This is a genomic window from Brachybacterium sp. GU-2 (assembly GCF_030866705.2).
Lineage (GTDB): Bacteria > Actinomycetota > Actinomycetes > Actinomycetales > Dermabacteraceae > Brachybacterium > Brachybacterium conglomeratum.
In genome coordinates this window covers 2,074,647-2,092,642 of the sequence record NZ_CP133037.2, presented here as the reverse complement: position 1 = coordinate 2,092,642, position 17,996 = coordinate 2,074,647, and the positions used below count along the sequence as shown (strand labels likewise).

17 protein-coding genes, 1 pseudogene and 1 riboswitch are annotated in these 17,996 nt (G+C 73.0%); of the genes and pseudogenes, 10 read left to right on the top strand and 8 right to left on the bottom strand.

What is annotated here, in order from left to right; genetic code table 11:
- Positions 1-11: 11 nt before the first annotated feature.
- The 3 genes from RBL05_RS09560 to RBL05_RS09550 form a co-directional block, all read right to left on the bottom strand.
- Positions 12-329: a type II toxin-antitoxin system RelE/ParE family toxin gene (locus RBL05_RS09560; RefSeq protein WP_270408158.1), complete on the bottom strand. Its 318-nt coding sequence runs from the start codon at positions 327-329 to the stop codon at positions 12-14.
- The gene (locus RBL05_RS09555; protein WP_270408159.1) at positions 326-562 is read right to left on the bottom strand and encodes an addiction module protein; all 237 of its coding nucleotides are present in this window, start codon (positions 560-562) and stop codon (positions 326-328) included. The genes RBL05_RS09560 and RBL05_RS09555 overlap by 4 nt, the downstream gene beginning before the upstream one ends.
- 317 nt (positions 563-879) lie before the next feature.
- Positions 880-973, top strand: a riboswitch (TPP riboswitch).
- Positions 940-1,065: a hypothetical protein gene (locus RBL05_RS09550; protein ID WP_270408160.1), complete on the bottom strand. Its 126-nt coding sequence runs from the start codon at positions 1,063-1,065 to the stop codon at positions 940-942. Its footprint overlaps the riboswitch before it by 34 nt.
- Positions 1,066-1,201: 136 nt before the next feature.
- On the opposite strand from RBL05_RS09550, the gene RBL05_RS09545 reads away from it, so the two are divergent.
- Together RBL05_RS09545 and RBL05_RS09540 are read left to right on the top strand one after the other, a co-directional pair.
- On the top strand, positions 1,202-2,002 hold the full coding sequence (locus RBL05_RS09545; RefSeq protein WP_308739702.1) for a 3-oxoacyl-ACP reductase: 801 nt from the start codon (positions 1,202-1,204) through the stop codon (positions 2,000-2,002).
- The gene (locus RBL05_RS09540; protein WP_308739703.1) at positions 2,002-3,366 is read left to right on the top strand and encodes an LLM class flavin-dependent oxidoreductase; all 1,365 of its coding nucleotides are present in this window, start codon (positions 2,002-2,004) and stop codon (positions 3,364-3,366) included. The genes RBL05_RS09545 and RBL05_RS09540 overlap by 1 nt, the downstream gene beginning before the upstream one ends.
- Before the next feature lie 97 nt (positions 3,367-3,463).
- Here the strand turns inward: RBL05_RS09540 and RBL05_RS09535 are convergent, their stop codons facing one another.
- Entirely contained in the window at positions 3,464-4,381 is a 918-nt protein-coding gene (locus RBL05_RS09535; protein WP_308739704.1) for an ATP-grasp domain-containing protein, read from the bottom strand.
- A gap of 447 nt (positions 4,382-4,828) precedes the next feature.
- On the opposite strand from RBL05_RS09535, the gene RBL05_RS09530 reads away from it, so the two are divergent.
- Together RBL05_RS09530 and RBL05_RS09525 are read left to right on the top strand one after the other, a co-directional pair.
- Complete coding sequence (locus tag RBL05_RS09530; RefSeq protein ID WP_308739705.1) at positions 4,829-6,544, top strand: sodium:solute symporter family protein; 1,716 nt, start codon at positions 4,829-4,831, stop codon at positions 6,542-6,544.
- A 153-nt stretch (positions 6,545-6,697) separates the two neighbouring features.
- Positions 6,698-6,826, top strand: coding sequence for a putative transporter small subunit (locus RBL05_RS09525; RefSeq protein ID WP_263309959.1), 129 nt, complete (start codon positions 6,698-6,700; stop codon positions 6,824-6,826).
- Between the two features lie 196 nt (positions 6,827-7,022).
- Here RBL05_RS09525 and RBL05_RS09520 read toward each other — a convergent pair whose 3' ends face one another.
- Positions 7,023-8,063: a Gfo/Idh/MocA family protein gene (locus RBL05_RS09520; RefSeq protein ID WP_308739706.1), complete on the bottom strand. Its 1,041-nt coding sequence runs from the start codon at positions 8,061-8,063 to the stop codon at positions 7,023-7,025.
- A gap of 178 nt (positions 8,064-8,241) precedes the next feature.
- Entirely contained in the window at positions 8,242-9,177 is a 936-nt protein-coding gene (locus RBL05_RS09515; RefSeq protein ID WP_308739707.1) for an aldo/keto reductase, read from the bottom strand.
- Between the two features lie 201 nt (positions 9,178-9,378).
- Between RBL05_RS09515 and RBL05_RS09510 the strand changes: the two genes are divergently transcribed.
- The 4 genes from RBL05_RS09510 to RBL05_RS09495 all read left to right on the top strand — a co-directional run bounded on the left by RBL05_RS09510 (position 9,379) and on the right by RBL05_RS09495 (position 13,470).
- Positions 9,379-9,828 carry a DUF2871 domain-containing protein gene (locus tag RBL05_RS09510; RefSeq protein ID WP_308739708.1) on the top strand — a complete coding sequence of 150 codons (450 nt, stop codon included), beginning with the start codon at positions 9,379-9,381 and terminating at the stop codon, positions 9,826-9,828.
- Between the two features lie 388 nt (positions 9,829-10,216).
- On the top strand, positions 10,217-11,224 hold the full coding sequence (gene glpX, locus RBL05_RS09505) for a class II fructose-bisphosphatase (protein ID WP_308739709.1): 1,008 nt from the start codon (positions 10,217-10,219) through the stop codon (positions 11,222-11,224).
- A gap of 144 nt (positions 11,225-11,368) precedes the next feature.
- Positions 11,369-12,070: an NUDIX hydrolase gene (locus RBL05_RS09500; protein WP_308739710.1), complete on the top strand. Its 702-nt coding sequence runs from the start codon at positions 11,369-11,371 to the stop codon at positions 12,068-12,070.
- Between the two features lie 449 nt (positions 12,071-12,519).
- Positions 12,520-13,470, top strand: a complete 951-nt coding sequence (locus RBL05_RS09495; RefSeq protein ID WP_308739711.1) for a VOC family protein — start codon at positions 12,520-12,522, stop codon at positions 13,468-13,470.
- A gap of 180 nt (positions 13,471-13,650) precedes the next feature.
- On the opposite strand, the gene RBL05_RS09490 is transcribed toward RBL05_RS09495, so the two are convergent.
- Together RBL05_RS09490 and RBL05_RS09485 are read right to left on the bottom strand one after the other, a co-directional pair.
- On the bottom strand, positions 13,651-13,899 hold the full coding sequence (locus RBL05_RS09490; RefSeq protein ID WP_318603611.1) for a hypothetical protein: 249 nt from the start codon (positions 13,897-13,899) through the stop codon (positions 13,651-13,653).
- A complete protein-coding gene (locus tag RBL05_RS09485) occupies positions 13,896-14,609 on the bottom strand; it encodes a DsbA family oxidoreductase (protein ID WP_318603610.1) in 714 nt (237 codons plus the stop codon). The genes RBL05_RS09490 and RBL05_RS09485 overlap by 4 nt, the downstream gene beginning before the upstream one ends.
- Before the next feature lie 296 nt (positions 14,610-14,905).
- On the opposite strand from RBL05_RS09485, the gene RBL05_RS09480 reads away from it, so the two are divergent.
- Both RBL05_RS09480 and RBL05_RS09475 read left to right on the top strand, forming a co-directional pair.
- Entirely contained in the window at positions 14,906-17,434 is a 2,529-nt protein-coding gene (locus RBL05_RS09480) for an ATP-binding cassette domain-containing protein (protein ID WP_318603609.1), read from the top strand.
- Positions 17,435-17,458: 24 nt separating this feature from the next.
- Positions 17,459-17,889: pseudogene (locus RBL05_RS09475) on the top strand (UDP-glucose 6-dehydrogenase); the annotation flags it as partial.
- Positions 17,890-17,996: the final 107 nt, after the last annotated feature.

Genomic DNA, 17,996 nt, shown 5'->3' with positions numbered 1-17,996 from the left:
TCGGGCGACGCTCAGCTGCTCAGTCGGGTGAGCCAGTACCCGGGTTCCCGTCGCTCGTGCGCGTACGCCAGGATGTGGATCACGGTCGGGTCGACGACGTAGACGATGCGCAACGGGAAGTCGCGGACTGATCGCATCCGGAAGACCGTGCCGTCGTCGACAGTCATGACAGGAACGCCGGACTCCGGCCACTCGGCGATTCTGGCCCGCGCCTCCACAGCGTGATCGATGAGCGTGTGGCCCGCTCCGGGGCTCTGCTCCTCGTACCAGTGCACCGCGGCGTCGAACTCGGCAGCAGCCTCCGGATGCTCGAGCTGGTGGAGGGTCACCGAGTGATGGAGGTGCGCAGGCGGGAGTAGTGCTCGTCGGCGTCCACCAGCTCGACAGCGTCACTCCGCACGTCGTCCAATCTCCGCTCGACCTCCGCGCGCCATGCGTCGTCGAGGTCGCTCGCCTCTTCGGAGCCGTGGAGGCTCTTGAGCAGTGCGTTCGCGACGACCGCGCGCTGATCGGCATCGAGTGCGAGCACGTCGCGGAGCAGAGCAGCGGTTTCCTCGGTCATGCATCAAGGGTACGTCGCGGGGGCGATGTCGCTCCAGGGATGTGGATGACCGCACCGCCGGCCGGCCACACCTCGCCCGCTGCACCCGCGCGAGGTTCGCGTCGACGAAGGGCTCGGTCACCTCGGGGCGAGGGGCCGGGTGACCGCGCCCGACGGGGAGTTCGTCGCCCTCGGCGCCGCCCGTCAGACCGCCTGGGCGCTCGCCGGTACCGAGGAGCCCCCGGCCTGGGAGACCAGCGGCTCGCGCGTCGTCACGGCCGACGCGACGCCGCCGGTGAGACGCATCCGTCGCCGTGCGGTGCCTGCGGTTAGAGTCGCCGACAGACACGGGGTGCCCTGCCAGGGGCTGAGAACACACCCGGAGAACCTGATCGAGTTCATGCTCGCGGAGGGATGTCGTCGATGCGCTGTGCGCTGTCGCCCTGCAGGCCACGGTCCTGCAGGCCAGGGTCGTTCTGGTCGCGGACCAGCACGCCGGTGCCCTGCATGCCGTCGCCCTGCACGTCGTCATCCCCTCTCCCGGTCCTCGTGTCGCCTCCCGCGCAGCGCCGCGCCCCGATGCGGCCCTGCTCCGACCGCGACGCGTCCCTCCCGCTCGGCGGCGGGCGTGCTCGCATGCCCTGAAAGGACCGCACGGCCATGACCGTCACTTCCTCCCTTCCCGCCTCCCGCACCGCCCCGCCGCTCTCGACGCAGATCGTGCTCGTCACCGGGGGCGCCCGCGGCCTCGGCCGGGCCCTCACCGAGGCGTTCCTGCGTGAAGGCGCCCGGGTCGTCATCGACCACCTCACCAGCGAGGCCGCAGCCCGGGAGATCGCCGACGCGCACCCCGGCCGGGCGATCGCCGTGCGCGCCGACGTGCGCGAGCGCGACCAGGTCCAGGCCCTGTTCTCCCAGGCCGAGGCCGAGTTCGGCGACCCCGTCGACACCGTCGTGAACAACGCGCTGAACGGCTTCTCCTTCGACGGGGACGCCCGTGCGAAGGCGCACGAGATTGGCTACGAGGCCTTCGCGGGACAGTTCTCCGGCGCTGTGCAGGGCGCGCTGCACACGATCCAGTCCGCCCTGCCCGGCTTCGACCGCGCCGGCTCGGGACGCGTCGTCAACATCGGCACCAACCTCCTCCAGCACCCCGTCGTGCCCTACCACGATTACACCGCGGCGAAGGCGGCGCTGCTGGCCCTGACCCGCACCTTCGCCGCCGACCTCGGCCCCCGCGGCATCACGGTGAACATGGTCAGCGGCGGCCTGCTGCGCACCACCGACGCGAGCTCCGCGACCCCGGAGGCGGTGTTCGACGCGATCGCCGCGAGCACCCCGCTGCGCTCTGTGACCACGCCCGCCGAGCTCGCCGACGCCGTGCTACTCCTCGCCTCGCCCTGGGCACGGGCGATCACCGGGCAGAACCTCGTCGTCGACGGCGGGCTGGTGATGGACTGATGGCCGCCCACGCCCATGCAACCGTGACCGGCGCCGCCCGCCGCCCGGTGCGGCTGAACCTCTTCGCCCATGCCTGCGGCCACCACTCCGCGGCCTGGCGCGCGCCCGGCTCCTCGGTGGCGCGCCTCGCGGACATCACGTACTGGGAGGAGCTCGCCCGGCTCGCGGAGCGGGGCCGGCTGGATGCGGTCTTCCTCGCCGACGGCCAGTCGATCGGCACGGCCGGCGTCGAGAGCGGCCCCGTCTGGATGCTCGAGCCGCTCACCGTGCTCACCGCGATGGCCCGTGCCACGGAGCGGATCGGGCTGGTCACGACGGTCTCCAGCACCTTCTGGGATCCGTTCCACGCTGCCCGGCTGCTGGCGAGCCTGGACCACATCTCCCGCGGCCGGGCCGGAGTCAACGTCGTCACCTCGATGACCGACGAGGAGGCCCGCAACCACTCCATGACCGCCCTGCCGGGTCATACGCAGCGCTACGCCACGGCGGGGGAGTTCCTCGAGGTGCTCCAGGGGCTGTGGGCGTCCTGGCCGATGGACAGCATCCTCGCCGACCCGGACGGCGCCTACGTCGACCCCGCGCTCCTGCGTCCCCCGCACCATCGCGGCGAGGAGTTCGTGGTCGACGGCCCCCTCAACGTGCCGACCCCGCCGCAGGGACGACCGGTCCTCTTCCAGGCCGGCGCCTCCGAGCCAGGGCGCGCGCTCGCCGCCCGTCACGCCGAGGGGGTCTACGCCGTGGCCTGGGACCTCGCCTCCGCCCGCGACTACCGCAGCGACATCCGCGCTCGCGCCGCAGTGCTCGGGCGCGACCCCGATGCCATCTCGGTCATGCCGGGGCTGGTCCCCTACGTCGCCTCGACCGAGCAGGAGGCACGACGCCGCAAGGCCGAGCTCGACGCCCTGCTGCCCGTGCAGGACTCGCTGCGCCAGCTCTCCTTCTTCGTCGGCCAGGACACGTCGGACTGGGAGCTCGACGCCCCGGTCCCGCCGCTGCCGCCGCTGGAGGAGTTCACCGGGCCGAAGGGCCGCTACGCCACCGTGCTTCGCATCGTCGAGACCGCCCGCCCGACCGTCCGCGAGCTGCTGGGGCTCCTCGCCGCCGGTGGCGGTCACGGGACCGTGATCGGCACTCCGGAGCAGGTGGCCGACGAGATCGAGCGCTGGGTCGACGCAGGAGCGGCCGACGGCTTCAACCTCATGCCTCCCACCCTGCCGGGCGGCATCGAGGAGTTCGTCGACCAGGTGGTGCCGGTGCTGCAGCGGCGTGGGCGGTTCCGCCGCGAGTACGAGGGGACGACTCTGCGCGACCATCTCGGCCTGCCGCGGCCGCGGCAGGGGATGCCGGCGCCGGCGGGGAGCTGACCGATCCTGGCGGGCGTCCGGCGGAACGGGACCGCTGAGGGAGGGGGTCTGTTCGCGGCGCCTGCCCCTCGCGCGGGAGGGGCGTCCCTGTGAGCGCTCAGAGGGAGCGCTCGGGCTCCCTGGCTCGGACCCGCCCCAGGATGGCGTCGGCGAAGAGCTCCGTCACCTCCGGGGCGAGGTGCAGGTTGTAGGTCGGCTCGAACAGCTCCGCCTCGATCAGCACCCGCCCGTGCTCGGCGGAGTCGACCAGGTCGATCCGTCCGTACAGCGGCGTGCCGAGCCCGGTCACGTCGGCGACCGCCGCGAGCACCCGCTCGGCGAAGGCCTGCTCGTCGGCCGAGGCGCCGACCAGCTGGGGGTTCTCCTGATACTGGCCGCCGCGCAGCCCACCGCCGCGGGCGAGCAGCGCGCCCTTGGCGACTGCGTGGGTGAAGCGGCCGTCGAGGGTGTAGACCGCCTTCTCCAGCCCGTCGGAGAGCTCGGGCACCTCGGGCTGCAGCATGACGGTCCCGCCCGTGTCGAGGATCTGCCGAGCGAGGGCGAGCGCGGCGGGGTCCTCGCGCGTGAACAGGCCCGTGCGCTGCGATCCCGCGCCGACGGCGGGCTTCACGACCACGTGAGCGGCCTGCGTCGGCGCCGCGAGCGCCTCGCGGACGGAGTCGAGCGAGCGGTGGTAGCTGGTGGGGATCACGGGGATCCCCGCCGCCTCGAGCTCGAGGAGATAGTGCTTGTCCATGTTCCAGCGGACCAGCTCCGGCTCGTTCAGCACCCGGGTCTGCGCCTCCGCGCGCTCCAGCCAGGCCGCGAACTCGGCGGGGTGCTGGGCGTAGTCCCAGGGGCTGCGGAGCACGACGAGGTCCCAGGAGGCCCAGTCGACCGACGCGTCATGCCAGTCCAGCGACGCCGCCTCGACGCCGCGGTCGCGCAGCGCGGTGACCAGCGGGGCGCAGTCGCGGTCGGGATCGGCGGAGGTGAAGGCGCCGGGGGAGGTGGTCACGATGCCGATTCGCGTCATGGCATCGAGGGTAGGACGCACGGTGGGCGGCCCGACGCCGCGTCCGCCGGCGGGGACGACTCATCTGCATCTGTATGCGACGCATGTAGCCCTGGTGTCCCGATCGCTCCGCTTTGAATGTCCGACAATCGGCAATCGCGCGTGACCTGCAAAAGTTACTCGCCCGTTATCGACTGCCTGGCAATCCCCTGAGGGTTGTGCGAGTATCTATGCGACTCCACGCGTGATCGAGGGCGGGGTAGCGGCCCGGGAGGGCCCACCCGTCCCCGCCGTCAGGGCGCGCCCCATGCGGCGCTGAGGCGAGGCCTCGCCCGGGCGAGATTCGACGCGATCCGCGACGGGGTCGATCGCCGGTCGGCCCCGCGAGGGGCCCCGTCTGGCCCGACGCGCCCCGCGGCGCGGGGGACCGGCCGCACGTGACCGGTCCACCGCGACGAGAGGAAGTCCATGCCGCCCGCTCCCTCAGGCGAGATCATCCAGCTCGGGATCATCGGGATCGCCCTGCTCCTGCTCCTGTTCTACGGGGGCACGATGTGGATGTCCGTGGCGATCTCCCGCAAGCAGGAGAACGCCGACGACTACATGACCGCCGGCAACCGCATCGGCTTCGGCGTCTCCGCCGCCTCCATGACGGCCACCTGGATCTGGGCGTCCTCGATGTACGCCTCGGTGACCGCCGGATACACCTACGGCGTCTCCGGCCCCATCCACTACGGGCTCTGGGGCGCGCTGATGATCCTGTTCATCTACCCCTTCGGCAAGCGGATCCGGAAGGTCGCCCCGCGAGCCCACACCCTCGCCGAGGTGATGTACGCCCGCCACGGCCGCTCCTCGCAGCTGATGCTCGCCGGCTCCAACGTGCTCGGCTCCGTCATCTCGCTGACCTCGAACTTCATCGCCGGCGGCGCGATCATCTCGATGCTCTCCCCGCTCAGCTTCGGGGCGGGCATCCTCATCATCGCCGGCGGCGTGCTGCTGTACACGCTGTGGTCCGGCTTCCGCGCCTCCGTCCTGACCGACTTCACTCAGGTCATGGCGATGCTCGGCGCGGCCGTCGTGATCATCCCGGCGGTGTTCTTCCTCGCCGGCGGGCCCTCGATGTTCGCCGAGGGGGTCGCGGCCGGGAACGTCACCCCGCAGCAGGAGAGCTTCTTCTCCTCCGACGCCTTCATGAACCAGGGCGCCCCTTACATCGCCGCGGTGCTCGCCTACGCGATCGGCAACCAGACCATCGCCCAGCGCCTCTTCGCCGTGCGCGAGGACCTGATCAAGCCCACCTTCGTCACCGCGACCATCGGCTACGGCGCGACCGTGATCGGCGTGGGCATGCTCGGCGTGATGGCGCTGTACCTGGGCGTGGAGCCCATGGGCGGCGACGTGAACAACCTGATGCCGCAGATGGTGGGCACCTACCTGCCCGTCGCCCTGGTCGCGCTCGCCTTCGTCATGATCATCGGCTCGCTGTCCTCCACCGCGGACTCCGACCTCGCGGCGCTGAGCTCGATCGTGATGACCGACGTCTACGGCCAGTCCGTCGGCCGGAAGAACGTCGACCCGAAGCTCATGCTGCTCATCGGTCGGATCACGATGATCGTCGCGACGGGCCTCGCGCTCTACTTCGCCACCGCTCGCTTCAACATCCTGGACCTGCTGGTGTTCGTGGGTGCCCTGTGGGGCTGCCTCGTGTTCCCGGTGATCGCCTCCTTCTACTGGAAGAAGGTCACCAACCGCGCCTTCACCCTCTCCGTGATCGCCGCGCTCGTGGTGTTCCTGCCGGTGCGCTTCGAGCTCCTCCCGCTCGAGGGCGTCTGGGCGCTGGTGGTCGAGCTGCTGGCGATCGTCGGCGTGGGCGTGGTGCTGGGGATCATGGCGTTCGGCTTCTTCGGGCTGCGCGCCGCGATCGTGATCGGCGCGACGGCGACCATCGCGGTGCTGCCCTTCGGGTCCGGATACCTGCGTGACTACGAGACCCTCTCGGGATCGCTCGTCGCCTACGCCGTCTCGTTCCTGGTGTGCTGGGGGCTCAGCGTCCGCTCCTCGAAGGACTTCGACTTCTCGGTGATCCGCAGGGTCACCGGGGACTTCGACGAGGAGACGCCCGCCTCCGACCTCGAGGACCTCGCCGACGACGATCGCGTCGCGGGCCGCGGCCCCGCCCGCTGACCCGTCGGCCGCTCTGACCCGTCGGCTGCTCTGCCCGCCGGACGTGTCGGTCCTGCCGGCCCCGGTGCCGCGGGCGGCCCCGCCTCGACGGGGCCGCCCCGCCCCTCGTCCCTGCCGGCCGTGCGTCGGCCCCGCTCCCCGAAGGAGAGAACCATGACCGCTCTGCTGACCGCCTACGTGCTCATGTGGCCCGTGCTCGTGCTCGGGATCCTCGTCACGATTACCCGCGGCTTCGCCAAGGACGTGCGCGAGGCCCGCAAGGAGGGCCGCCCGATCATCTGAGGCGCCCGATCGCCTGACCTGTTCACCGGCCCGTGCAGCCGGTGCGACGCGGGCATCTGCAGAAAGGGGCCTCCAGCGGCACGGTGCGACGACAGTCGTCGCGGCGTGCTGCTGGGGGCCCCTTCGTGCCGACGGGCCGGCAGCCGATGGTCCGGCGGCCGACGGCCCGGGTGCGTCCGCCGCCGGGCCGGGCGGCTCAGTTCCCGACGCCGGAGTTGCGGTAGGCGGCCTTGAGGATCCGCAGTGAGTCCATCGCCTCGGCGGGTCCGATCCAGAACGGCCCCTCGGAGTCCAGTCCCGCGTAGAAGTCGCGGATCAGCTCCTCGTGGGAGACGCCCCAGTAGGAGCGGCCTCCCGCGGTCGCGACCCGGTCGGAGAAGCTGTCCACCCGGCCGTCCTTCCAGCGCACGGTGAGCCCGCCGACGCTGCCGGAGCGGACCTCGAGGTAGGCGTTGTCGGTCTCGACCTCGAGCTCGACCGGCCGGGCGACCGGCGCGGTGAGCGTCGCGTAGAAGGTGGTGGTGGTGCCGGAGGCGTGATGGAGCACGAGGTCGGTGGTGTCCTCGGTCTCGACGACGCCCGCGAACTTCTTCTGCGAGACCAGGCCCTCGGTCCGCTCGACCGGGCCCAGCAGCCACTGCACGAGGTCGAGGGTGTGGATCGCCTGGTTGATCAGCAGCCCGCCGCCCGCGGTCTCCCAGCGGCCGCGCCACGGCTTGGCCGCGTAGTACTCCGCCGTGCGCGACCAGACCACCGACGCATAGGCGCCGCGGACCGCGCCGAGGTCCCCGCTCGCCAGCAGCCGGTGCAGCTCCTGGCTGCCGCGGTTGTAGCGGTTCTGGAAGCAGATCGCGACCTTCGGCGCGCCCGCACCGCCGTCGGCCCGCGGGGCGGAGACTGCGGCCAGCGCCTCGACCAGTCGCTCGCCCTCGGCGAGCGTGTGCGCGAGCGGCTTCTCCTGGAGCACGTGCACCCCTCGCTCGAGCGCGGCGAGGGAGGGGCCGACGTGCTGGTCGTGCGGCGTGGTGACGTGCACGGCGTCGGGGCCGAGGGCGTCGATCAGCTCCTCGGCGCTCGCGAAGGTCGGCAGTCCGGTGTCCGCGGCGGCGCGCTCCCGCGCGGCGGGGTCGACGTCCGCGATCCCGACGAGCTCGAGCCCTTCGATCGCCTCGATCGCCCCGATGTGGACGACGGAGACGTCCCCGTAGCCGATCAGACCGATGCGACGCTGCGCCATGAGCGGTGCCTCCTCGCCGCTCCGCTGCGGCACCTGGGTGGACAGAATGAATCCCGGCCATTCTCCCCGGTGGGGTGACGCAGCGGTATCCGTTGCCATGCGATGCCCGTCATCGCCTGCCCGTGCCCGGGGACTTCTCCCCCTCGACGGCGGCGCGGGGAGCCGCCGCGGGCTCGGCTCAGGGCACGATCCACCCGGCCGCGCGGAACAGCTCGTACCACTCGGCGCGGGTCAGCGGCACCTCGGAGCCGGCGGCGGAGTCCGCGACGCGCTGCGGGGTGGTGGTGCCGAGCACGACCTGCATCTGCGCGGGGTGGCGGGTGATCCATGCGGTGGCGATGCCCTCGGGGGCCACGTCGTACTTCGCGGCCAGGCGGTCGATGACGGCATTGAGCTCGGCATGCTCCGGATGGCCGAGGAAGACCCCGTCGAAGAAGCCCGCCTGGAACGGGGACCAGGCCTGGATCGTGATGTCGTGCAGGCGGCAGAAGTCGAGGATCCCGCCGCCGTCGCGCACCAGCGCCTGGTCGGTGCCCTGCATGTTCGAGGCCACCCCCTGCGCGACGATCGTCGAGTGCGTGATCGACAGCTGCAGCTGGTTCGCGACGATCGGCTGATCCAGGTGCTTCTGCAGCAGCTCGATCTGGCGCGGGGTGTGGTTGGAGACGCCGAAGTGGCGCACCTTGCCGCTCGCGTGCAGCTCGTCGAACGCGCGCGCGACCTCCTCCGGCTCGACCAGGGCGTCGGGGCGGTGCAGCAGCAGGATGTCGATGCGGTCCGTGCGCAGCGCCTTCAGCGACCCCTCGACCGACTCGACCAGGTGCTCGTAGCTGTAGTCGAAGTACGGGCCGTCGGTGACGATCCCGGCCTTGGTCTGGATGGTGACCTGGTCGCGCTCCGACGGGGTGAGCGCGAGAGCCTCGGCGAAGCGCTCCTCGCAGCGGTGCTTCTGCCCGCCGTAGATGTCGGCGTGGTCGAGGAAGTCGATGCCGGCGTCGCGGGCCGTGCGGACCAGGGTGCGGATCTCCTCGTCGGACTTCTCGGCGATCCGCATCAGGCCGAGCACGACGTTCGGGGCGGTGATGTCGGTGTGGGGGAGGGTGAACTGCTTCATGGCATGACCTCGTCGGCATTCTGGGCGGGGCGCCGCGGCATCGCGCGGCGCAGGACGCCCGTGCGGCGCCGCCGCGCAGAAGCCTAGTCCTCGAGGAGCGTCACGCGCCTGTGGGGACGGGTCCGGGAGCCCGCGGGGCCGAGGCGAGGATCGATCTTTCGGTGGATACGCCGGGCCCGGCCCTTTCCTAGGCTCGAGAGCATGAACCGCCTGATGAACACCGCTTTCGCCTACATGATCCTCGGCCTCGTCTCGGGGCTGTTCTACCGCGAGTGCACGAAGGCCACCGACACCCTCGGTATGGACACCCAGCTCGCCACCCTCCACACGCACTTCCTCGCGCTCGGGATGATCGTCTTCCTCGTGGTCCTCGCCCTCGACGCGCTCTTCGGTCTCAGCGGCCGACGCTCCTTCTCCGTCTTCTACTGGACCTACAACATCGGCCTGGTGATGACGGTGGTGATGCAGGCCGTGCGCGGCGTCCTCACCCTCGACGGGCAGGACCCCTCGACCACCACGGCCGCGATCCCGGGCATCGCCGGGCTCGGCCACATCGTCCTGACCGTCGGCCTGGTCGCACTCTTCGTCGCCCTGCGCGCCGGGATCAAGGACCGGGCCGCCCGCGACAACCTCACTCCCGTCGCGTCCTGACCCGGCTGGGCCCCAGTCGGACACCAGCCACCCGGGCCTTCCCCGTCGGCCGCCAGCAGGCCCGCCCCGTCGGCCGCCCCCGCATAATTCTGCGCTCTCTGCGTGACCTCAGCTGTTCTAGGGACTTGAGGTCGCGAAGAGAGCGCATTTGTGTGCGGCTGGATCCGCACACGCGCCGACGCCAATGCTCACCGCCGAGCCAACCCTGCCGTGGAGGCAGGCCGCCGCGGGCGCGGGAGGGTTTCCCGGGCGGAGCAGCCCGCCGGGCGGCGTCGGTCGGCTACAGTCGGAGACGCACGTCAGGCACCGATCGGCCCGTCGCTCCGGCAGGTCAGGACGCCCGGCGTACGAATGCGACGACCCGCACTCGACGACGAGGGAGACCCCCATGACCCCGCCCGCCGCCACGCCGCCCTCCGCGACCTCCACCGCCCCCGATCGCAACCTCGCCCTCGAGCTCGTGCGCGTCACCGAGGCCGCCGCCATCGCCGGCGGCCGCTGGGTGGGCGCGGGCGACAAGAACCGGGCCGACGGCGCCGCGGTCGACGCCATGCGCTCCTTCATGGACACCGTCCGGATGAACGGCACGGTCGTGATCGGCGAGGGCGAGAAGGACGAGGCCCCGATGCTGTTCAACGGGGAGCAGGTCGGCGACGGCACCGGCCCGGACGTCGACGTCGCGGTCGACCCGATCGACGGCACCCGCCTCACCGCGCTCGGCTACGACAACGCCCTCGCCGTCTTCGCGGTCGCCGAGAAGGGCAGCATGTACGACCCCTCGGCCGTGTTCTACATGGAGAAGATGGTGGTGGGGCCCGAGGCGGCGGAGTACGTGGACCTCCGCCTGCCGATCGAGCAGAACATCAAGCTCGTCGCCAAGGCGCTGGACAAGCCCGTCAACCAGGTCACCGTGTGCGTGCTCGAGCGGCCGCGCCACGAGGCGCTGGTCAGCGAGATCCGCGCCGCCGGGGCGCGCGTCAAGTTCATCATGGACGGCGACGTGGCCGGCGCGATCGCCGCCGCCCGCGGTGCCGGGGTGGACATGCTGCTGGGCACCGGCGGCACCCCCGAGGGCATCATCGCCGCCTGCGCGGTGAAGGCCACCGGCGGCATGATCCAGGGCCGCCTCGCCCCGACCGACGACGAGGAGCGGCAGAGGGCGATCGACGCCGGCCACGACCTGGACCGCGTGCTGACCACGGACGACCTGGTCACCTCCGACAACTGCTACTTCGCGGCGACCGGCATCACCGACGGCGACCTGCTGCGCGGCGTGCGCTACCGCCACGACCGCATCGTCACCGAGTCGATCGTCATGCGCTCCACCTCCGGGACGGTCCGCCTGGTCGAGGCCGAGCACCGCGCCCACAAGTGGGACCGCTGGCTCTCCGAGTGAGCCGGCCGGGCCGACGGGCGACGCGCCGGGGCGCGCTTCCCGTCGGCCACTGTTGGTGCAGTTCATGCGCCTGCGCGGAGTGCACCTGCAAGTCGCTCGGCCATCTGGTGTCACTGTGACCAGAACCCCGCCTATCGTGGACGCATGTCCTCCTCGCCCCAGAGCAGCGCCCCCGCCATCCACGTCGCGGTCGATCTGATCGTCCTGACGCTCCGTGACGGCGCGCTGAGCGTGCTGCTGATCCAGCGCCACGACGAGCCGCACAAGGGGGCGTGGGCGCTCCCGGGCGGCTTCATCGAGTACGGCGAGGACCTGGACGGCGCCGCCTACCGGGTGCTCTCCGACGAAGCGTCGCTGGGCAGCGGCGCCGTGCACCTCGAGCAGGTGCGCACCTTCGGCACCCCGGGCCGTGACCCGCGCGGGCACGTCGTCTCCGTCGCGTTCATGGCCCTCGGCGCGGACCTGCCCGACCCCCGCCGCGGCGAGGACGTGGCCGACGCGCGCTGGTGGTCGATCGCCGACCTCGACGGCATCTCCCTCGCCTTCGACCACGCCACCGTGCTCGAGGCCTCGATCGAGCGGGCGCGCAGCAAGCTCGAGTACACGACCCTGGCGGTGACCTTCCTGCCCGAGGAGTTCACGATCTCGCAGCTGCGCGGGGTGTACGAGAGCGTCTGGGGCCGTTCGCTGGACGCCGGGAACTTCCACCGCAAGGCCACCCGCTCCGAAGGCTTCCTGATGGAGCTGGACCGCCACGCGGCGCCGACGGGCGGACGCCCGGCCCGGCTGTACCGCGCGGGCTCCGGCACCTCGCTCGTCCCGCCGCTGCTGCGCGCCGGGGACTGATCCGGACCGGCGCTGCAACCGGGAGCCTCCGTGTCGACGGGCCGAAGGTGGTGCGAGCAGGCCATGTATGCACCTCGCCCCATCATCGGCCCGTGCGCGACACCGCCGGCAGAGCGGTGTCCGCTCGACGGGACCTGAGTCCCCCGGGACGAGCCCTCGACGGGCCTACTGTCTATTCATCGCCTCCCCTCGGCAACGGGGGTCGAGGCGGGAGGACCCCGGGTCGGCAGGGGAGAGCGGACTCGGCACGAGGGCGGTGGGCAGTGCTCACCGCCCTCGGTCCTGTCCGGGGATGCCCAGCACCTGCCCGTCGGCCCGCCACCTCATCGGCCCCACGCGCTCCGTGGGCCCGCAGCTGTGGCGTGGCGCACCCACGAACAGTTAATGCTTGAAGTTTATATTAACCCGGCGCATGCTGGTCCCAACGCCCGCCGCACGAAAGGCACATCATGACCGTCGCTCCCCAGACCTCCACCTCCGCCTCCGCCCGGACCGTCGGCGAGCAGCACCTCTCCGCCGACCTCGCCATGGACGCCGTCACCCTGCGCGTCGGCGACCTCGAGCTGATGAGCTCCTACTACGAGAACGCCCTCGCGCTGCAGCCGATCGAGGAGCGCACCCGCGTGGGCGGCGAGGTCCACCGCGTGCTCGGCCGCGGCGACGCCCCCATCTTCCGCCTCGTCGCGACCCCGGGGCTGCCCGGCGTCGACCCGAGCCAGGCCGGCCTGTTCCACACCGCGATCCTCTTCGAGGACCAGGCCTCCCTCGCCGGCACCGTGCTCCGCGCCGCGCAGGACCCCCGCTCCCGCTTCGCCGGCACCGGCGACCACCTCGTCTCTGAGGCCTTCTACTTCACCGACCCCGAGGGCAACGGCATCGAGCTGTACTGGGATCGCCCCCGCGACCAGTGGCAGTGGACCAACGGCCAGGTCGCGATGGACACCCTGTTCATCGACCCGAACAAGTACCTCGCCGAGCACCTGACTGACGAGGCCGGCGCCACCCCGGGCATGCGCCCCGGCATCGTCGGCCACGTCCACCTGCAGGTGGGCGACGTGGACGCCGCTCGACACTTCTATGTCGACACCCTCGGCTTCGAGACCACCGTCGGCTCCCACCCGGGCGCCCTGTTCGCCGCGGCCGGCGGCTACCACCACCATGTCGCGATGAACAGCTGGAACAGCCGCGGCGCCGGCCCCCGCGCGACCTCCCTGGGCCTCGCCGACGTGGCGATCACCCTCCCCGGCCGCGAGGACCTCGACGCACTGACCGCCCGTCTCAGCCGCGCGGGCCTGTCCTTCGCCGACACCGGCCGCTCGGTCCGGGTCGAGGACCCGTGGGGCACCCCGGTCACCCTGAGCCTGCCGGGCACCGGCACCGAGGAGCTGCTGGCCCGCTGAGCATCGCTGCAGACGAGCACGGCGCCGACCTCGTAGGAGGTCGGCGCCGTGCTGTGTGTGCGGGGCGGAGGGGTGTTCGGCGTGCGATGCGTGGGGCGTGCAGTGCGTGGAGCTTGCGGCGCTCGCGGCGGACGGCGCGCCCCGGACCCGCGACGCCTCACGCCGCCCGGACGCGCACCGTCAGTCGCAGTTCCCGTCGGCGTCGCAGGCCTGTCCGCCCGCGAAGGAGCCGCCCAGCAGCGAGGAGAGCGAGGTCAGGGGCTGGGGTGCTGTCTCGGGCTTCGTCGAGTCGGATCGGGCGACCTCCGATGGTGCGGCGTCCGCCGTCGCGGCGTCCACCAGTGCGTCGACAGGGCGCGCGGCGGAGCCCGCGGCCGTGTGGCCTGCCGTCGCGTCGGCGTCGTCGTGCGTGCGGTCGATGTCGCTCATGCCTTCTCCGCCTCGCCGCGCTCGGCCCGCGCCTCCTCGGCGATCTGCCGCAGCGCCTGGCGGAAGGCGTCCGTCGGCAGTGCGCCGGGCGCCGTGTACTTGTCGTTGAACAGGAAGAACGGCACGCCGCGGGCACCCATCGACGCCGCCTCCCGCACCTCCGCCTCGACCGCCTCGTCGTGCGCGCCGCCCTCGAGCGCCTCGCGCGCGACCTGCTCCTCGAGCCCGGCGGAGACGGCGTGGGCGATGACCACGTCGGCTTCGAAGGGGTTCAGTGCTCCGGTGAAATAGCCGCGCTGCAGCTCGAGGAAGAACGCGGTCGCGGCGTCGGCCCCGTGCTCCGCGCCGACGGCCTGCATCACGCGGTGCACGCCGCGGGTGTTCGCCATCGGCCGCTCGGTGGTGTACTCGCGGCCGATCTCCTCGGCCATCGCCTTGATCTGCGCCTCCATCTCGCGCACCTGCTCGGCCGGCATGCCCTTGGCGCGGACGAGGTGCTCGATGTTGTCCTGCGTGCCGCCGACGGGGGAGCTGGGGTCGAGCTCGAAGGAATGCGCGCGCACGTGCACCTGGCCGGTCAGCCCCTCGGCCTCGATCGCATCGTGGAGGCGGGCCTCACCGACGTAGCACCACGGGCAGACCACGTCGGTCCACACGTCGACCGTGATTAGCGGGGCGGCGTCGGTCGGGGCGTCCTGGGACGTGGTCATCGGATCCTCCGGAGGGAGTGGGTGCAGTCGGAGCGCGGGAACGGCGGCCGACGGGGCGGCGTGGAAGCTGTGTCCTTGAAAACTGTACTGGTGGGATCCGGGGGCGGCCAGGGGAGAGGGTCGGGTTTCGCTCGGGGCGCAGGGGGAGAGGGCGTAGGGGAGGCGATGCGGGGCGTGGCGCTCCGGGGGCGGGACCCGGCCGCGAGGCGCGGCCGACGGCGCGACGGCGTCGTGATGCCACACTGGAGGACGCCCGCGGCAGCGCGGGGCGCACCAGAGGAGCAGGAGACGAGCCGATGACCGCGCATGCCACCCCCGAGCAGCCGGGCCCCGAGCCGGCCGACGCGCCGGACCCGCCCGGCCCCGCAGCCGGGACCGTCTCGGAGCGGCCCTCGCACCCCGTGTGGTCCGCGGCCGAGGCGGAGGACGCCTGGGCCGTGCAGGGCGTCGACGATCCCTCGGGGGAGCGGCCGGACGGCGGCTCGAGCGCGGAGGAGTGGCTGCAGGGCCCGGTGGAGTCGCGCGCCGGCCACGAACCGCTTCCGCAGCATCCCGCCGTCGGGGCCGAGCCGCCCACCGACGAGCTGCCAGTCACCGACCCCTCCCCGGCCGAGCCCGTCCTCGCTCATCCCTCCGTCGCGATCGCCGCGGACGGCCCGGCCCCCGCGGAGCAGGCCCCGGCCGAGCTCTCCGCGGACGAGGCCTTCGTCGACGCCCCGACCGCGCCGGAGGCCGATCCCGACCGCGACCCCGAGTCCGGGGAGCACTGGCACGTGGTGGACCAGCCGCTCGGCGCCGACCCGCAGACCGCCGCGTCGCAGGATTCCGCCCCGCAGGTCGGCGCCGCGCAGGTCGCTGCCGCATCGTCCGACGTTCCGCCCGTCACGGGCGCTCCCCTCGGCACGGCAGGAGCGGACCTGCAGCGCGCGGCCTCCGAGAACGACAGCGCCGCCGGGTCGACGCGCGCCCCGCACCGCCCGCCGCACGGCCCCTCGCAGCCCGGCGCGGCCGCGGCCCGCCACGACGAGGCGCAGCCCGCACCGCAGCGACCGACCGAGCCCGCCCCCGAACCCGCTTCCGAGTCCGCTCCCACTCCGCCCGCACGGCCCGGCGGCACCCTCGCCGCGACGCTCGAGCTGCTCGCCCCGCACCTCCGCCCCCAGCGACCCGCCCTGGCCACGGGCGGGATCACCCTGGTCCTCGGCACGATCGCCCTGGCCCTGTCGCCCCTCGCCCTGCGCAGCGGCCTCGATGCCGCGAGCAGCACCGGCGCGGCCTCCGCCCTCCCCGCCGCGTTCGGGCTCGCCGCGGCCGCCCTGATCGGGGTGGGACTGCGCGCGCTCGCGTCCACATCCCTGGACGGCGCCGGCTCCCGCGCCGCGACCGGACTGCGCTCCCGCCTGCTCCACCACCTCCATCGCCTCAGCCCCGGCCGGGACATCGAGGACCTCGAGGGCGCCGCGACCCCGCTGCTCGAGGACGTGGCGAGCCTGCGCGACCTCGTCGGCCGTGCCGGACCACGCCTCCTCGGCGCCGTGATCGCACTGGTCACGCTGCTGATCACGGTGCTCGTGATCGCCCCGACCCTGGCTCCCGTGCCGATCCTGGCCGCAGTCCTCGCCGCCCTGGTCAGCATCCTGACCGGACGCAGCGGGGCACGCCGCGAGACCGCCGCCAGGACGGACGCCGCCGCCCTCGCGGACACCGCCCAGGAGCTCCTCGCCGCGACCCGAACCGTGCAGTCCTACGGCCTCGAGGACCGCGCCGCCGGCACCCTCGCCGAGGTCGGGGCCCGTGCCGCCCGTTCCCGTTCCGCCGCCCGCCGCGGCCGGGTGCTGGGCCTGGCCGCGCACGCCCTCATCGGCGCGGCCGGTGCGGTCGCCGTGCTCCTGCTCGGCGGCGGCGAGAGCGCCGGCGACCTCGTCGTCGTGCTCGCCGCGACCCTCGCCGCGGTCCCCCTGGCCGGCGCGATCGTCCGCTCCCGCGTCGAGATCGCCGCCGCCGTCGCCGCCGCGTCCGGGCTCTCCGACCTCCTCTCCCGCACCGCCGCGATCGGCGAGCCGCCCCGCACCCTCGGCGTCGGCCGCCTGCGCGGCGAGGTCGTGTTCTCCGCGATCACCGCGCACGCCGAGCGCGGCCCCCGCTTCGACGGCATCTCCGTCGTCATCCCCGCCGGTCAGCGCGTCGCGCTCATGGACCGCAGCGGCGCCGAGGCCTCCGCCCTGCTGTCCTACCTGCTGCGCTTCGACCAGCCCGAGACCGGGCGGGTGCTGCTGGACCGCTACGACACCCGCTCCCTGTCGCTGGCGGACCTGCGCGGCGCCCTCGCCGTCGTCCAGCGCGAGCCGGCGCTGTTCTCCGAGACCGTGCGCGAGAACATCCGCGCCGGCCGGCCCGAGGCGGACGACCTGGAGGTCGCCGAGGCCGCACGCCGCAGCGGCGCCGACGTCCTCCACTCCGAGCTGCCGAACGGGTACGAGACGCTGCTGGTGCGCCGCGGGGCCGCGCTCACCGACGGGCGCCGGCGCCGCATCGCGATCGCCCGCGCCCTGCTGCGCGATGCGCCGGTGGTGTTGTTGGACCGCGCCGACGCCGAGCTCGCCCCGCGCGAGCGCGCCGAGGTGCTCGCCGCGCTCGATGCGCTGGGGGAGGGCCGCACCGTGCTGATCCACAGCCGCGACCCCGAGACCGTGCGCGGCGCCGACCGGGTGCTGTGGTTCGAGGACGGGCGCCTGGTCGAGGACGGCCACCCCGACCGCCTCGCCGACGACCCCGACAGCCGCCTGGCGACCTGGCTGCTGGAGGCCGACGACCCCGAGGCCTGACCCGCGCCCCGCCGGGCACCTGCTCCTCTCCTGCCCTCGCCGACCCTGGTCGTCGGCAAGTCCAACGTCCCTGTCGGCACCGCCCGCCGACTGCGCGCCCAGCTCACCGCGGTGCCCGGCGCGGACCTGATGTGGAAGCCCGAGTTCCTGCGCGAGGGCTTCGCCGTCCAGGACACCCTCGCCCCCGACCGCCTCGTCTACGGCGTGGCCGAGCCCGGCACCCCCGCGGCCGATGCGCAGATCGCGCTGCTGGATGCGGTCTACGCGCGGCTGATCGCCGGCGAGGTGCCGCGCCTGCTGATGGGCTTCGAGACCTCGGAGCTGGTGAAGGTCTCCGCCAACGCCTTCCTCGCCACCAAGATCTCCTTCATCAACGCGATCGCGGACTGTGTGAGGCCACCGGCGGCGACGTCACCGACCTCGCCCGCGCCATCGGCATGGACGACCGCATCGGCGGGCCCGTCGGAGCCGAGGGGAATGGACGGGTGCTGGCGCAGGGCGTACCTCTATGCCTATATAGGCATAGAGGTACGCCCTGCGCCATGACCTGACCACGCCCACC

What these genes read in the sequence shown, in the direction of transcription:
- RBL05_RS09555 (WP_270408159.1), bottom strand. Translation starts at nt 562, where the DNA reads ATGACCGAGGAAACCGCTGCTCTGCTCCGCGACGTGCTCGCACTCGAT.
- RBL05_RS09545 (WP_308739702.1), top strand. Translation starts at nt 1,202, where the DNA reads ATGACCGTCACTTCCTCCCTTCCCGCCTCCCGCACCGCCCCGCCGCTC.
- RBL05_RS09540 (WP_308739703.1), top strand. Translation starts at nt 2,002, where the DNA reads ATGGCCGCCCACGCCCATGCAACCGTGACCGGCGCCGCCCGCCGCCCG.
- RBL05_RS09535 (WP_308739704.1), bottom strand. Translation starts at nt 4,381, where the DNA reads ATGACGCGAATCGGCATCGTGACCACCTCCCCCGGCGCCTTCACCTCC.
- RBL05_RS09530 (WP_308739705.1), top strand. Translation starts at nt 4,829, where the DNA reads ATGCCGCCCGCTCCCTCAGGCGAGATCATCCAGCTCGGGATCATCGGG.
- RBL05_RS09525 (WP_263309959.1), top strand. Translation starts at nt 6,698, where the DNA reads ATGACCGCTCTGCTGACCGCCTACGTGCTCATGTGGCCCGTGCTCGTG.
- RBL05_RS09520 (WP_308739706.1), bottom strand. Translation starts at nt 8,063, where the DNA reads ATGGCGCAGCGTCGCATCGGTCTGATCGGCTACGGGGACGTCTCCGTC.
- RBL05_RS09515 (WP_308739707.1), bottom strand. Translation starts at nt 9,177, where the DNA reads ATGAAGCAGTTCACCCTCCCCCACACCGACATCACCGCCCCGAACGTC.
- RBL05_RS09510 (WP_308739708.1), top strand. Translation starts at nt 9,379, where the DNA reads ATGAACCGCCTGATGAACACCGCTTTCGCCTACATGATCCTCGGCCTC.
- glpX (WP_308739709.1), top strand. Translation starts at nt 10,217, where the DNA reads ATGACCCCGCCCGCCGCCACGCCGCCCTCCGCGACCTCCACCGCCCCC.
- RBL05_RS09500 (WP_308739710.1), top strand. Translation starts at nt 11,369, where the DNA reads ATGTCCTCCTCGCCCCAGAGCAGCGCCCCCGCCATCCACGTCGCGGTC.
- RBL05_RS09495 (WP_308739711.1), top strand. Translation starts at nt 12,520, where the DNA reads ATGACCGTCGCTCCCCAGACCTCCACCTCCGCCTCCGCCCGGACCGTC.
- RBL05_RS09490 (WP_318603611.1), bottom strand. Translation starts at nt 13,899, where the DNA reads ATGAGCGACATCGACCGCACGCACGACGACGCCGACGCGACGGCAGGC.
- RBL05_RS09485 (WP_318603610.1), bottom strand. Translation starts at nt 14,609, where the DNA reads ATGACCACGTCCCAGGACGCCCCGACCGACGCCGCCCCGCTAATCACG.
- RBL05_RS09480 (WP_318603609.1), top strand. Translation starts at nt 14,906, where the DNA reads ATGACCGCGCATGCCACCCCCGAGCAGCCGGGCCCCGAGCCGGCCGAC.